The sequence below is a fragment of the Streptomyces sp. CB02414 genome, assembly GCF_001905385.1.
Classification (GTDB): domain Bacteria; phylum Actinomycetota; class Actinomycetes; order Streptomycetales; family Streptomycetaceae; genus Streptomyces.
Genome location: NZ_LIPF01000004.1, coordinates 162,138 through 176,305, shown reverse-complemented (window position 1 = coordinate 176,305; position 14,168 = coordinate 162,138). Strand labels below are relative to the sequence as shown.

Here is a 14,168-nt window from a genome sequence, read left to right as displayed (position 1 = left end):
TCTTGCTCCGGGCGGTGGGTGGGAAAGGTGTCGGTTCAGGGAGGCGGGCCGGGTGGATCAGCTGATCACGGTGCGGACCCCCTCGCCCTGTTCGAGGAGGTGGAGGCCCTCGTTGACCTCGTCGAGGGTGATGCGGCGGGTGACCATGGACGCCAGGTCCAGGCGGCCGCTCTCGGCGAGGCGGATGAAGCGCGGGAAGTCGCGCAGGATCTGGGAGCCACCTACGACCGAGCCCTGGATGCGTTTGCCGCTGAAGATCGCGGAGATGGCCGGCAGGGTCAGCTCCGCGTCACGGCTCGGGGGCATGCCGATGTAGGTGACAGTGCCTTCCGGACGGGCCAGGTCGAACGCCTGAACCATCAACTGGGGCAGGCCGACCGCCTCGAAGGAGTGGTCGACGCCCCGGCCCCGGGTGAGCGCGCGGATCTGCTCGACGGTATCGCCGTCGGCCGGGTCGACGCCGTGGGTGGCTCCGGCGGCGAGGGCGGCGGCCCGCCGGTCGGCGGACAGGTCGACAGCGACGATGGTGGCGGCGCCGGCTATCCGGGCGCCCTGGACGACCGACTGCCCGACGCCGCCGCACCCGATGACGGCGACGCTCGAACCGGGCTGTACCCGCGCCGTGTTGAGGGCGGCGCCCAGTCCGGTGGTCACCCCGCAGCCGAGCAGGGCGAGTTGCTCGTCCGGCAGGTCGGTCTCCACCGCGACGACGCTGGCCTCGTCCACCACCATGGCCTCGGCGAACGAGCCGCAGCCGCACAGCGCCGGGGCGCGCCGGCCGTCGGGCAGGTCGAAGCGGGGCACCATACGGGTCGCCCCGCGCTCGCAGTGGTTGGACATCTCGTTGACGCACCACCAACAGGAGCCGCAGGCCGGGGAGACCGAGGCGAGGACCCGGTCGCCGGGACGCACCCGCCGTACGTCGGCGCCGACGGCCTCGACCGTGCCGCAGGCCTCATGGCCCGGGACGAGCGGGGTGTCGCGCTCGGCGCGGTTGATGGAGGTGAGGTCGGTGTGGCAGATGCCGCTGGCGGCGACGCGGACCAGAACGTCCCGTGGGCCGACCTCCGGAACGGGCAGGTCCTCCAGGACCAGCGGCTCGCCCGGCTCGTAGGCGACGGCGACCTTCACGAGGCGTCTCCCCGAGGGGCGAGGGCGGTCGGGATGCCGATGGTGTGCGGTTCGAGGTACTGGTGCAGGCCCTCCACGCCCAGCTCCCGGCCGAGGCCCGACTCCTTGAACCCGCCGAAGGGCGTCAGGGGCATCGGCGGTGTGCCGCCGTTGACCATCGTGCCGCCGGTGCGCAGCCGCCGGGCGACCGCGAGTCCCCGCTCGTCGTCCCCGGACCAGACGCTGCCGGAGAGGCCGTAGCGTGAGTCGTTGGCGATGCGGACGGCGTCGTCGTCGCCGTCGTGCGGGATGAGGCTGACGACCGGGCCGAAGAGCTCCTCCTGGGCGACGCGCATGGAATTGTCGACGTCGCCGAGGACGGTCGGCTCCACGTACCAGCCCTTGGGCAGGTGGGCGGGCCGGCCGCCGCCCGCCACGACGCGGAAGCCCTCCTCCGCGGCGAGGCCGATGTAGCCCTCCACCCGGGCCCGCTGCCGTTCCGCCACCAGGGGGCCGACCAGGGTCGCCGGGTCGTGCGGGTCGCCGACGGGGACGCTGCATGCCTTGTCGGCGGCGGCCTCCAACGCACGGCCGTAAACGGAGCGGGGCACCAGGATGCGGGTGATGGCCGCGCAGACCTGCCCGGAGTTGTGCATGCTGCCGCCGACCAGGTTGGCGGTGACGGTCTCCACGTCCGCGTCGTCGAGGACGAGGGCCGCGGACTTGCCGCCGAGTTCCAGCGAGACCCGCTTGATCTGCTCCCCGCACAGGCTCATGATCCGCTTGCCGGCGGCGGTGGAGCCGGTGAAGGCGATCTTGTCGGTGCCCGGGTGGGTGACCAGGTGTTCGCCGACCTCGCGGCCGCCCGGGACGAGGTTGAACACCCCGGCGGGCAGCCCCGCCTCGTGCAGCGCCTCGGCGAGGATGTAGGGGCTCAGCGGAGACTCGGGCGGCGGCTTCAACACGACGGTGCAGCCGGCCGCCAGGGCCGGGGCCACCTTCCAGGCGGCCAGCGTCACCGGCGCGTTCCAGGGCACGATCGCCCCCACCACGCCCACCGGGTCGGAGGCGATCAGACCGACCCGGTCGCCCTGGCGCACCACCCGGTCGAACGCGAAGGTGCGGGCCAGGCCGGCGTAGTACTCGAAGACCATGGCGACCGTGCCGACCTGCATGGGTGCCTGGCCGCTGGCGACGCCCATCTCGTCCACGAGGACCTGGACGATGTCGGGGGTCCGGGCCTTGAGGAGCCGGGCGGCCCGGTCGAGGACGTTCGCCCGCTCCCGGGGCGTCATCCGGGGCCAGGGCCCCTCGTCGAAGGCGGTGCGGGCGGCCACGACAGCGTGGTCGATGTCCTCCTCGACGGCGAGGGGCACCCGGCCGACGACCTCCTCGCTGGAGGGCGAGACCACTTCCAGGACGTCGGAGCCGGCGGGCTTGGCCCACGTGCCTCCGATGTAGAACTCGCCGCGGTGCATCAGGGATTCACGCATCAGCTCTGCCTTCCTGCCGCTACGGGGGTCTCGCCGGGGTGGGGTGCCGCGTCCACGACGAGCCGGCGCAGCTTGCGCAGCTCACGGTGGCTGTTCCAGCCGAGGACGCCGACGACCTTGCCGCCCTCGCAGTAAGCGACGACGAACCTCCGCTCGTCCGGGCTGCCGTGCAGCACGGTGGTCTCGGCGCCGCCGGGGAAGATGCCGAACGCCTGCATCTTCACGTCGTACTGGTCGCTCCAGAAGTACGGCACGGGAGCGAAGGGCTTCTGTCCGCCCAGGATGTTCCCGGCGACGGCCAGGGCCTGTTCGGTGGCGTTGAGACGGTGCTCGACCCTCATGCGCCGGGCGAAGTGCGGGTTGTGCCAGGAGGCGACGTCACCGGCCGCCCACACGCCGGGGGCGGCCCGGCAGTGGGCGTCGCACCGCACGCCGTCCGTGAGGTCGAGGCCGGAGCCGGCCAGCCAGGAGGTCGCGGGGGTCGAACCAACGGCGACCACGACGACGTCCGCCGGGACCACGCTGCCGTCGGACAGTTCGACGCCGGTGACCCGCCCGTCGGTCTGCGTGAAGCGGGCCACGCCCCGGCCGAGGCGGAGTTCGGCCCCGTGCTCCTCGTGCATCCGCCCGACCAGCGTGCCGATCCGCTCGCCGAACTGGCGGCGCATGGGGACCGGCAGCGGGTCGACCAGCGTCACCCGCAGGCCCATGCCCCGGGCCACCGCCGTGATCTCGGAGCCGAGGAAACCGGCGCCCACGACGACGACTTCGGGGCCGCCCAGCAGCTCGGCACGGAGCGCGAGGGCGTCATCCAGGCCGTGGACGACGTGTACACCGGCCAGGTCGTCGTTCGGGAGGCGGCGGGGGCTCACGCCGGTGGCGACGACCAGGGCGTCGTAGCCAAGAGTCTCGTCGCCGTCCAGGGTGATCCGGCGAGCGGCGGGGTCCAGGGCCTCGGCGGTACGGCCCAGCAGGAGCCGTGCGCCGAGCTTGGCAACGGTCGCCTCGTCCCGTAGCTGGACGCGCTCCGGTTCCCACGCGCCCGACAGGACCTGCTTGGACAGCGGCGGCCGGTCGTAGGGCAGCCGGTTCTCCTTGCCGACGAGAGTCAGGGTTCCTTCGTAGCCCTTGTTGCGCAGGGCCTCAGCGGTGGCGAGGCCCGCCGCCGAGGCTCCGACGATCACGACGTCCTCGGGCACGGCGCTCACCACGTGACCGGGAGCTCGTAGGCACCGTAGATGAACCCGTCGTGCTTGAACGGGATGTCGGCGAGGTCGACGGCCAGAGCGAGGTCGGGCAGGCGACGCAGCAGCGTGGGGTAGGCGACCTGAAGCTCCATGCGGGCCAGCGGCTGGCCGAGGCACTGGTGGATGCCGTACCCGAAAGTGACGTGGCGACGGGCGTCGCGGGTGAGGTCGAGCCGGTCGGGATCGGGGAAGACCTCGGGGTCGCGGTTGGCGGTCTCGTTGACGGTGATGATGCCCTCGCCGGCCTTGATCACCTGTCCGGCGATCTCGATGTCCTCCAGGGCGACGCGGCGCAGGCCACCGTGGGTGATGGTGAGGTAGCGCAGCAGTTCGTCGACGGCGCGGGCAATCACCTGCGGGTCCTCGGCATCGCGCACCAGCGCCGCCTGCTCGGGATTCTGGAGCAGGGCCAGTACGCCGAGAGTGATCATGTTGGCGGTGGTCTCGTGGCCCGCGAACAGCATCAGTACGCCCATGGCGACGGCTTCCTGCCGGGTCAGCTCCTCGGCCCTGACGCGCCCGGCGAGGCCGGTGAGCAGATCGTCCTGCGGATGGGCGAGCTTGTCGGCCAGCAGTCCGTCGAGGTACTCGGTCAGACGCTGGCGGGCGGCGACGCGGTCCTCTCCGGTGGTGTGCCGGTTGATGATGGCCTTGCTGTTGGTCTGGAAGAACTCGTGGTCGTCGTAGGGAACGCCGAGCAGTTCCGAGATCACCAGCGAAGGTACGGGGAGCGCGAAGGCTTCGACGAGGTCGGCCGGCTTCGGCCCGGCTGCCATGGTGTCGATGATGCCGTCCACCACCTGCTGGGTCGCCGGCCGCAGTGCCTCGATGCGCTTGATCGTGAACGCTGACGTCACCATGCGGCGCAGGCGTGCGTGCTCGGGGTCGTCCATCAGGATGAAGCTGTTCTCGGCGGCGGTGCGGCCCTGCTTCTGCGCCACCTCGATGTGACTCGCCTCGCCCTCGGAGAGCTTCGGCGCGCCGGGACGGAAAGGATCGACACTCACCCGCTGGTCGGAGAGGACCGCGCGGTGCGCCTCGTAGCCCGTCACGAGCCAGACCGGGGTGCCGTCCCACAGGCGGATACGGGACAGCGGGCCCTCCGTCTGCCGCGCCCGCATGGCGGGAGCCGGGTCGAGGGGACAGCGGGTGTTGCGGGCGATGTCGTACTCGGGAAGGCGTGCCGGGCACTGGCCGGGGGCGGCGCTTGCTGAGTTGCTCACTCATTCCTCCGGTGTCTGGGGGGCGGACGCGCGCCGGCTGAGCTGCCGGGCGGGGCGGCCGGGGTGGGGGGCGACCGGTCGAGCTGTCTCGTGACGGTGGGAGCGGACAACGGGCGCCGGTGTACCGATCAGGGCGTCCGGCCCGGTCCCCCGGCAGGGAACCGGGGCTCGTTCCCAGGGCCTCAGCCAATCAGGAGACGACCCATTAAGTCAACCGGTTGATTTAATAGTTCCTCACTCGCCCGGCGCGGAGACCGGGGCAAGCCACAGGGCCACGATCACGTCGACGAGTCCATCGGCGGCCTTACGCCAGCTCGCCCGCGCCGTAGCCGCACCGTCGGCCAGGGCCCGTTCACGCTCGGCCACCATGTGGGTGATCAGGTGGCGTGTCATGGCGACGCGCTCGGCGTGCACCATGACCGGAAGGCCGGGAACACACCTGTTCAGACCCTCCTGAAGGAGCCCCATGGAAGGGGAGGCCGCCATGAACGCCTCGGACATCAGCATCCGCAGCGCCGGATCGGCGGTGGTCTGGGCGATGAACCGGCCGTACCAGCTGGGCGCACCCAGGGCCTCGACGTGTTCGGTGACGGGTCGCACCGCGCAGGCCACCCAGTCACGCAGCTCCATCGACTCCTTGACGGCCTCGATCATCCGGAGCCGGCGCCGCTCGATGCCCTCGGCATGCCGGGAGGCGATAACCTGCACCAGATCGACCTTCGTGCCGAAGTGGTAGGCAACAGCCGCATTGTTGCCCTGCCCCGCGGCCTGGCTGATATGGCGATTCGCCACCGCGTGAACGCCCCTCTCGGCGAAGAGACGCTCCGCGGCCCGCAAGAGGGCCTCGCGGGTCGCACTGACCTGCCGGTCCCGCACCATCCACACCACTTCCGCACGCACAGCATCGGGGTCAACTTTAAATCAACCGGTTGATTTAATGTTACGCTGTAAGTGCCTCGCTGCCCAGTGGGTCGAACTAACGCCCCGCCGCAGAAGCATCGACTCTCCTTCCTGCCAATCACCGGAGCTCAGTCATGTCCGAATCGCCAGCCCCTCCGACCGCGGGCGCCGCCCCCGCGGTCCGCAACCCCAACGTGATCGTCGCCGTGCTCGCCTTCGCCGGCATCGTCGTGTCGCTGATGCAGACCCTGGTCATCCCGATCGTCCCGGAGCTGCCGAACCTGCTCGACGCGCCCGCCTCGGACACCGCCTGGGCGGTCACGGCGACGCTCCTGGCCGCGGCCGTGGCCACTCCGATCGCCGGTCGGCTCGGCGACATGTACGGCAAGCGTCGCGTCCTGCTGACCAGCCTGGTCACGCTGACCGCCGGTTCCGCGGTGGTGGCGCTGAGCGAATCGCTCACCCCGATGATCGTCGGCCGGCTCCTGCAGGGCCTGTCCGCGGGCGTTATCCCGCTCGGCCTGAGCATCATGCGCGACGAGCTGCCCGCCGACCGCCTCGGTTCCGGCACCGCCCTGATGAGCGCTTCCCTCGGCATCGGTGCCGCACTCGGCCTGCCCATCGCGGCCTTCGTCGCCGACAACTTCGACTGGCACGTGCTCTTCTGGGCCTCCGCCGTCATGGGCGCCCTCGGCTTCCTCGCCGTGCTGATGCTCGTGCCCGAGTCCAGCGTGCGCAGTGGCGGTCGCTTCGACCTCCTCGGCGGCGTCGGCCTGGCCGCGGGGCTCGTGTCGCTGCTGCTGGCCATCTCCAAGGGCGGGGACTGGGGCTGGGGTAGCGGCACCGTCCTCAGCCTGTTCGCCGTGGCCGTGGTCGTCTTCGTCGCCTGGGGCTTCTTCGAGCTGCGCACCCGCCAGCCCCTGGTGGATCTGCGCACCACCGTCCGCCCCCAGGTGCTGTTCGCCAACCTCTCCGCGCTGGTCTTCGGCTTCTCGCTGTTCGCGGTCCAGCTGATCGTCCCGCAACTGCTCCAGCTTCCGGAACAGACCGGCTACGGTCTTGGCGAGGACCTGCTCACCGTCGGACTGGTCCTGGCCCCGCAAGGCCTGATCGTGATGTTCGCGGCACCGCTATCGGCGAAGATTTCGCAGGCCAAGGGTCCCAAGATCACGCTCATGATCGGTGCGCTCATCGTCGCCGCCGGTTACGGCCTGAACATCGTCCTGATGAGCCAGATCTGGCAGCTCATTCTGGTCTCCTGCATCATCGGAGCCGGTATCGGCTTCGCGTACGGTGCGCTTCCGCTGCTCATCATGGGCGGGGTGCCGGTCAACGAGACCGCCGCCGCGAACGCCTTCAACACCCTGCTGCGCTCCATCGGCACCTCCATCGCCAGTGCCGCCTCGGGTGTGATCCTCGCCCAGATGACCACCGACTTCGGCGGCCACGCGCTGCCGTCGGAGAACAGCTTCAAGGTCATCATGGCGATCGGCTGCGGCGCCGCCCTCGTCGCGCTGCTCCTGGCGTCCTTCCTCCCCCGCCGGAACGCCACCGCGTCGGCAACGGCCAGCAAAACGGCGCCCGAGCCGACCGAGAACGACGTCACGCACGCCGGACGCTGACACCTCGCCCTCCGGCCCCGTCCGTCCACCGCCCTTCCCGACCCACCAACGAGTACGGAGCACTCTCATGTCTCAGCCCCTTCCCCCGACCGACCACGGCCTTCTCGCCGGGAAGGTCGCCGTCATCACCGGCGTCGGCGCCGCCGAGACGATAGGCGCGGTCACCGCCGGCCTCTTCGTCGCAGAAGGCGCTCGAGTGGTCGCGACCGACATCAGTGGCGCACAGGACGAGACGGCCGCCGAGCTCGGCCCCGCAGCCACCCCCTTCCAGGCGGACATCACCCGTGAAGAGGAGGTCGCCGCACTCTTCGCGTTCGCCCGCGACACATACGGACGGGTCGACGTCCTGGTCAACGTGGCCGGCACCCCGGGCAGCCGGCGCACGCCCGAGATCACGGTCGAGGAGTACGACAGTCTGACCAGCACGCATCTGCTGGGAACCCTCCTGACCAACAAGCACGCGGTGCGCGCCATGGCGCCGGCCGGTGGTGGGGCCATCGTGAACTTCTCCTCCGCCGCGTCCTTCAACATCGACGAGCGCATATCCCCCGCCTACTCGGCGGCGAAGGCGGGCGTCAATTCCCTTACCAAGTCGTTCGCGGTACACCACGGCCACGAGGGCATCCGAGTCAACGCGGTCGCCCCCGGCTTCACCCTGAGCAGGAAGAACACCCGCGTCCCGGCCGAGGCACTTGCGCAGTTGAGCGGCAAGTCCCCGCTGGGCCGCCCCGGCACCCCGCAGGAGCAGGCCCAGGTGGCTGCCTTCCTGGCCTCCGACCGTGCCTCCTTCATCACGGGTGTCGTGGTGCCCGTCGACGGAGGCTGGACCGCGCGGCTCGCCTGACGCGGTGCGTCCCCGTCTTCCGGGGTCCGTTCACAGGGACAGGGCGATGCGGCGCGCGTCGTACATCGCCGCGTGGATGTTGCGGCCCGCCACGGCATCGCCGATCCGGTACAGCCGGTAGAGCCCTTCGGCGTTGTTCACCAACTGCTGCGGAGCGACGGCTGCGTACGCGTCGAGGTCGATCTCGCCGAGGTTGGTGGACGCGTCTTTCAGTTCGAAGTAGATGTCGTCGTTGGGCTCCGTGCCGTGCTCGACGACGACCTGGTCCACACCCCGTTCCAGCAGTTCACCGGTGTATTCGTTGTGCAGCAGGGCTACCAGTGCGTTATCCGCACGGCGGACGCTGCGCAGGCGGTGGTCCGGGGTCAGACGTACACCCGCGCGGTAGAAGTTCTCCAGGTACGCCGGGTACAAGGTGCCCCGGACCTCGTGTCCCACTGCCCGGTCGGGAGTGACGATCTCGACGTCCGAGCCCGCCTCGGTCAGCCGCTCGACGGTCGACAGTGCCTGGTCGCCACCGTGATCGTCGAAGACCAGGACGCGCCGTGCTGGTGCCACCTCGCCGCCGAGGACGTCCCACGTCGAGACGGTGAGGTCGGCGCCGCTGAGGTGCGAGGGCGTCGCGGGCAGCCCACCGGTGGCGACGATGACGACGTCCGGGCCGAGCGCCCGAACGTCGTCGCCGTCGGCACAGGTGTTGAGCCGCACCGTCACGCCGAGCCGCCGTACTTCGGACTCCAGCCAGTTGACGATGCTGAGCAGCTCCCTCTGCCGTTCGTTCGCGCGCACGGCGAGTTGGACCTGACCACCGACTCGGCAGGCAGCTTCCAGCAGGGTCACCTCGTGCCCGGCTTCAGCACCGGTGCGGGCCGCTTCCAGGCCGGCCGGCCCACCGCCGACGACCACCACGGTCCTGCGGCGCTTCGCTGCGGGGGCTATGTGCGGAACCAGCTGCTCACGGCCGGTTGCCGGGTTGTGCAAACACAAGGAGTCGAGCCCGACGTAGATACGGTTGAGACAGTAGGAGGCCCCCACGCAAGGGCGGATCCGGTCCTCCTCACCGGACTCCAGCTTACGCACGATGTGCGGGTCGGCTATGTGGGCGCGGACCATGGCGACCAGGTCCACGCCCCCCTCACGCAGGGCATGGCGTGCGGTGGACAGGTCCGCGATGCGACCGGCGTGCATCAGCGGGAGAGCGACCTTGTCCCTGAAGGCCCGAACCAGCGGCAGGTAGCCGCCGAGCGGTGTGCCGAGCGGCGCGATCTGCTGTGACAGCTCCCGGTCCGTCGTGGCGGACCCCCCGGTCACGGAGATGAAGTCGACGAGCCGTGCTTCGGCCAGTCGCTGTCCGAGGATGACGGCGTCCTCCGCCGTCACTCCTCCCTCGACGTTCTCCGTCGCTGTCATGCGTATGCCGACGATGTAGTCGTCGCCGACCTCCGTACGGATCGCTTCGAGCACCTCCAAGGCGAAACGGAAACGGTTATCGAGGCTGCCGCCGTAGCGGTCGGTGCGCCGGTTCATCCGCGGCGACAAGAACTGGTCTATGAGGTGTCCGGCATAGGCACTGACCTCGACGCCGTCCAGGCCCCCGTCCTTGCACCGCCTCGCCGCTTCGGCGTACTTGCGTACCGTGCGGCGGATGTCGAAGTCCTCCATGGGCTTGGGGAAGCTCCGGTGCACCGGCTCCCGCAGCGTCGATGAGGAGAGGGGCGCAAGCCAGTGCGCGCTGTCCCACTCCGTACGGCGTCCCATGTGCGTGATCTGGGACATGATGGCCGCTCCGTGGGCGTGCACACGGTCGGCGATCTCCTGGAAGTACGGGATGATCGTGTCGTCCCCGACATGGAGCTGCCCGAACGTGGACGGGGAATCGATCGCGACGTTCGCGGAGCCGCCGATCATGGTCAACCCGATGCCGCCCTTGGCCTTCTCCTCGTGGTACAGCTGGTAGCGCAGTTTCGGCTTGCCCTCTTCGGCATAGGCCGGCTCATGACTGGCGCTGACGATGCGGTTGCGCAAGGTCAGGTGCTTCAGCCGGAACGGGGCCAACAGCGGGTCGTCCGAGGTCGTCTCGCCACCAGTGATCGCCTTCTTCACAGGCCGGTTCCTCCCATCTGCCCGCACGCGCCGCAGGCGGGTGGCAGCAACTATGAGAAGCGTGCGGGCGGTAGACAATGGCTTCGGAGCCCGCCTTCGGTGATCAATCGAGTCGAGTCAGAAGTCCTCATACACTGAGTGCATGGTCGGTCGTCCGCAGGGTCCTCTCGAAGTGACCCGCGCAGAGCGCGCGACACTCACGCGCTGGGTCCGCGGCAGCAACACACCCCAGGCGCTGGTGCAGCGTGCCCAGATCGTGCTGGCCTGCTCGGAGCATCCGACGACGGCCGAGGCCGCGCGAAGCCTCGGTATCTCCCGGGCCACCGTCGGGCGCTGGCGCTCACGCTTCCTCGACGACCGCCTCGACGGCCTCCGTGACCGCGCTCGCACCGGACGGCCGAGGACCGTCACCTCCGACGGCGGCGTGCAGCTCGTGGTGGCTATGCTGTTGACGCCCCCGCCATCGGCGGAAACCTGGTCGACCCGATCCCTGGCCGCCGCCACCGGACTCAGTCAGAGCACCGTGAGCCGGATCTGCGCTTCGCACTGGCCACGACGGGGGGCGCCGGCCCCCGCGGCCACCGAGCCCTTCCGCCATCTGGCCGGGATCTACCTCGACCCGGCACTCCATGTGCTCGCCGCATGCCCCGGCAGCGGGTCGCCCCCGCTCGCCCGTGCGGACCGGCCGGGGACGAACAGGAGCAAGCTCGCACGCAGCTGCGTCCAGAGCACGCTCGCCGCTTCAACTCTCGTCTCCCTGCCGGAGCAGAACGCTCCGGTCGAGCGTCCCTCAACGGGCGGGGGCGGATTGCTCCAGTTCCTGACGGCCCTGGACCGGACCGTCCCCGCCGGGCACACCATCACCCTCGTCGTCAAAGACACCGGTGGCCTCGACCCAGCGGCGGAACGGTGGCTGCAGCGGCGAGCCCGCGTCCGGGTGGTCCGCACCCCCGCGACAGCCGACTGGCAGACGTATGTCGAGCACATACTCGCTTCGCCGACACTGACGCTTGCCGACATCACCGACCTGCGTTCCCAGCTGCGCTCCTGGGTCCACACAGTGGAGCCGCGGTTCATCTGGAACCGCGAATGGAACGAGAATAATGATTCAGTACGCACATCGGACGCGTCGCGTGCGGCGAATGGCCGACGGCTGGCGGACCAGGTGGCTGACGCGTTGCGCGAGGCAATCGCGGCCAGGCGATTCCAGCCGGGTGAAAGGATCAAGGAAGCGCCGCTCGCCCACCGACTGCGCGTCAGCCGCGGACCGGTCAGGGAGGCACTGCGGGTCCTCTCCGAAGAGGGACTGGTCAACCTGGTGCCCAACCGTGGAGCGGTCGTCCCGCAGGTCCACGGAACCGACGTGCTGGAGACCTACGCGATCCGTTCCCCGCTCGGCGCAGTGCTGCTGCGGCGACTGGCGACACTCGGGCCCCCGGTGCTGGGCCCGCTCTCGGACACTGTGCCGGAGCTGCGAGCCGCCGCCCGCCGGGGCGACGCACACGAGGCCGGAGAGGCCGACCTGCGCTTTCAGGAAGCGATGGCCGATGCCGCCGGCCTTCCGCGCACCGCCCTCCACTTCAATCGGCTGGCGATACAACTGCGTATCTTCGTTGCGATCCTCGGTCTGGACTACGCCTACCCTCCCGAGCGCATCCTCCGTGACAACACGGAGATCCTCGAGGCCCTGCGGCATCGGTCCCCGGAGGACGCCGCCCGGATCTGGCGCGCGAAGATGGACCACTGCGTGCGATACCTGATCGCCCAACTCCCCGCGGAATCGTTCGACCAGGGTCTCTGGCTGACGGTCACTGGATCCGGCTCCTGCCGAGCTGCAGGCCCGCCTTGACCGGCCGTGACCCGTGGCGGGGCGTCGAGAAGCGGCGTTGCCCGGTTGGCGGGGCGGAGTCTTCGGTGCACGTCTCGCCGTCGATCCCGATCGCGACTGCGACCCCGCCATGTTGAGGAGACCGGCGTCCCTGAGGGCCTATCGAGGCGCGCGATAGTACGCCGCGGTGGACGGTGCCAACGGCTTTCTGCCGCGTATCTGATCCGCGATCTTCTCCGCCAGCATCATCACCGGGGCGTTCAGATTCCCGGTGACGACCTTGGGCATGATCGAGGCGTCCACGATCCGCATGCCGCGCACCGCGTTGACCCGCCCCGCACCGTCAACCACGGCATCCGCGTCCGTTCCCATCCGGCACGTACCGGACGGGTGGTAGGACGTTCCGGTAGCCTTGCGGATGAAGACCTCGAGTTCGTGGTCGCTGTCGACGTCCGGACCAGGGTTGAGTTGCCGCGGCCGGAACCTCTGCATGGCGGGCTGCCGGACCAGCCGGTCCCGGATCAGCCGTATGCCGTCGATCATGTCCCGCATGTCCTGACGGGACTCGTAGGTGTTGAACACGATCCGCGGCGGGTCCGCAGGGTTCCTCGACTGCAACGTGACGGAACCCCTGCTCTCCGGTCGGGAGAGGTCCATCCAGAACTGGAAGCCCGGCACCGGGATCAGTTTACCGTTCTCCAGCTTTCGGGTGAGCGGCAGGAACTCGTACTGCATGTTGGGAAAGCCGACGTCCTCGCGGGTCCGCAGGAATGCCCCGGTCTCGAAGAAGTTGGTCGTCCCGAGGCCCTTCCTGCGCAGTATCCAGTCCGCGCCCAGTCTGACCCGGCCGAGGTGGTTCAGCTCCGAGGTGAGCGAGTCCTCGTACCGAGTCGAGTACTGGATGTCGACTCCGGGGTGATTCTGCAGGTTCCGGCCCACTCCGGGGATGTCCACCAGGACGTCGATGTCGTGCCGCCGCAATTCCTCACCGGGTCCGAGGCCGGAGAGCAGCAGCAGTTTCGGCGTGTTGACGGCCCCCGCGCAGACGACGACCTCGCGTTCGCAGACCACACTGCGTGGGCCGTCGGGGGCGGCGACCTCGATGCCGATCGCGGCACCGCCCTGGACCAGTATGCGGTTCACGTGAGTCTTGGACATCAGTCGGAGATTGGGGCGTTGCAGCGCGGGACGAAGGTAGGCCCGTGGCGCACTCCATCGGACGCCGTTGTGGATGAAGGACTGCGCGACGTGAAAGCCCTCCTGCTGGTAGCCGTTGTGGTCCGACGTCACTCCGAAGCCGGCCTCCTCGGCGCCGCGGAGGGACGCCTCGAACAGCTTGTGCGCGGCCCTGGCCCGGCTGATGTGCATCGGGCCGTCACCCCCGCGGAACTCGTCGGAGCCGCCCGAGAACGTTTCCGACTTCCGGAAGTACGGCAGGCAGTGGGCGTAGTCCCAGTCCTCGAGACCTTTCTCCGCCCAGCCGTCGTAGTCCATCGGGTTGCCACGGTTGTAGATCATGGCGTTGATCGATGTGGATCCGCCGATGATTCTGCCCGCCTTCTCGTCAATCACCTTCCCGTTCAGATGGGGTTCGGGCCCCGACTGGTATCCCCAGCCGATCTTCTTGTTCTGGTAGACGAACGGCAGACCGCCGGGCATCGCGATGAACGGACGCCGGTCCGAGCCGCCTGCTTCCACCAGGAGCACGTTGACGTGGGGGTCCTCGGTGAGGCGGGAAGCCACGATGCAGCCGGCGGCTCCGGCACCGACGATGATGTAGTCGAACTGCTGGGCCATG

General features: G+C 69.7%; 10 protein-coding genes. 3 read left to right on the top strand and 7 right to left on the bottom strand.

Going from position 1 to position 14,168, the window contains the following annotated elements:
- Positions 1-57 precede the first annotated feature (57 nt).
- The 5 genes from AMK11_RS14915 to AMK11_RS14895 all read right to left on the bottom strand — a co-directional run bounded on the left by AMK11_RS14915 (position 58) and on the right by AMK11_RS14895 (position 5,952).
- Entirely contained in the window at positions 58-1,131 is a 1,074-nt protein-coding gene (locus AMK11_RS14915; protein ID WP_073727168.1) for a Zn-dependent alcohol dehydrogenase, read from the bottom strand.
- Entirely contained in the window at positions 1,128-2,603 is a 1,476-nt protein-coding gene (locus AMK11_RS14910; protein WP_073727166.1) for an aldehyde dehydrogenase, read from the bottom strand. The genes AMK11_RS14915 and AMK11_RS14910 overlap by 4 nt, the downstream gene beginning before the upstream one ends.
- A complete protein-coding gene (locus AMK11_RS14905) occupies positions 2,603-3,802 on the bottom strand; it encodes an NAD(P)/FAD-dependent oxidoreductase (protein ID WP_198941367.1) in 1,200 nt (399 codons plus the stop codon). Before AMK11_RS14905 ends, AMK11_RS14910 begins: the two co-directional genes overlap by 1 nt.
- Positions 3,803-3,807: 5 nt before the next feature.
- Positions 3,808-5,073: a cytochrome P450 gene (locus AMK11_RS14900; RefSeq protein WP_073727164.1), complete on the bottom strand. Its 1,266-nt coding sequence runs from the start codon at positions 5,071-5,073 to the stop codon at positions 3,808-3,810.
- Between the two features lie 234 nt (positions 5,074-5,307).
- Entirely contained in the window at positions 5,308-5,952 is a 645-nt protein-coding gene (locus tag AMK11_RS14895) for a TetR/AcrR family transcriptional regulator (RefSeq protein WP_073727902.1), read from the bottom strand.
- Positions 5,953-6,107: 155 nt separating this feature from the next.
- Here AMK11_RS14895 and AMK11_RS14890 point away from each other — a divergent pair, with 155 nt between their 5' ends.
- Both AMK11_RS14890 and AMK11_RS14885 read left to right on the top strand, forming a co-directional pair.
- On the top strand, positions 6,108-7,595 hold the full coding sequence (locus tag AMK11_RS14890; RefSeq protein WP_073727162.1) for an MFS transporter: 1,488 nt from the start codon (positions 6,108-6,110) through the stop codon (positions 7,593-7,595).
- Between the two features lie 67 nt (positions 7,596-7,662).
- Positions 7,663-8,439 (top strand): SDR family NAD(P)-dependent oxidoreductase, encoded by a 777-nt coding sequence (locus AMK11_RS14885; protein WP_073727160.1) that lies wholly within the window; start codon positions 7,663-7,665, stop codon positions 8,437-8,439.
- Positions 8,440-8,469: 30 nt separating this feature from the next.
- Here the strand turns inward: AMK11_RS14885 and AMK11_RS14880 are convergent, their stop codons facing one another.
- A complete protein-coding gene (locus AMK11_RS14880) occupies positions 8,470-10,542 on the bottom strand; it encodes an oxidoreductase (protein ID WP_241846972.1) in 2,073 nt (690 codons plus the stop codon).
- A 142-nt stretch (positions 10,543-10,684) separates the two neighbouring features.
- Here AMK11_RS14880 and AMK11_RS14875 point away from each other — a divergent pair, with 142 nt between their 5' ends.
- Entirely contained in the window at positions 10,685-12,391 is a 1,707-nt protein-coding gene (locus tag AMK11_RS14875) for a helix-turn-helix domain-containing protein (protein WP_079187441.1), read from the top strand.
- A gap of 138 nt (positions 12,392-12,529) precedes the next feature.
- Here AMK11_RS14875 and AMK11_RS14870 read toward each other — a convergent pair whose 3' ends face one another.
- A complete protein-coding gene (locus AMK11_RS14870) occupies positions 12,530-14,167 on the bottom strand; it encodes a choline dehydrogenase (RefSeq protein ID WP_073727156.1) in 1,638 nt (545 codons plus the stop codon).
- Position 14,168 lies beyond the last annotated feature (1 nt).

What these genes read in the sequence shown, in the direction of transcription:
- AMK11_RS14910 (WP_073727166.1), bottom strand. Translation starts at nt 2,603, where the DNA reads ATGCGTGAATCCCTGATGCACCGCGGCGAGTTCTACATCGGAGGCACG.
- AMK11_RS14890 (WP_073727162.1), top strand. Translation starts at nt 6,108, where the DNA reads ATGTCCGAATCGCCAGCCCCTCCGACCGCGGGCGCCGCCCCCGCGGTC.
- AMK11_RS14885 (WP_073727160.1), top strand. Translation starts at nt 7,663, where the DNA reads ATGTCTCAGCCCCTTCCCCCGACCGACCACGGCCTTCTCGCCGGGAAG.
- AMK11_RS14895 (WP_073727902.1), bottom strand. Translation starts at nt 5,952, where the DNA reads ATGGTGCGGGACCGGCAGGTCAGTGCGACCCGCGAGGCCCTCTTGCGG.
- AMK11_RS14875 (WP_079187441.1), top strand. Translation starts at nt 10,685, where the DNA reads ATGGTCGGTCGTCCGCAGGGTCCTCTCGAAGTGACCCGCGCAGAGCGC.
- AMK11_RS14870 (WP_073727156.1), bottom strand. Translation starts at nt 14,167, where the DNA reads ATGGCCCAGCAGTTCGACTACATCATCGTCGGTGCCGGAGCCGCCGGC.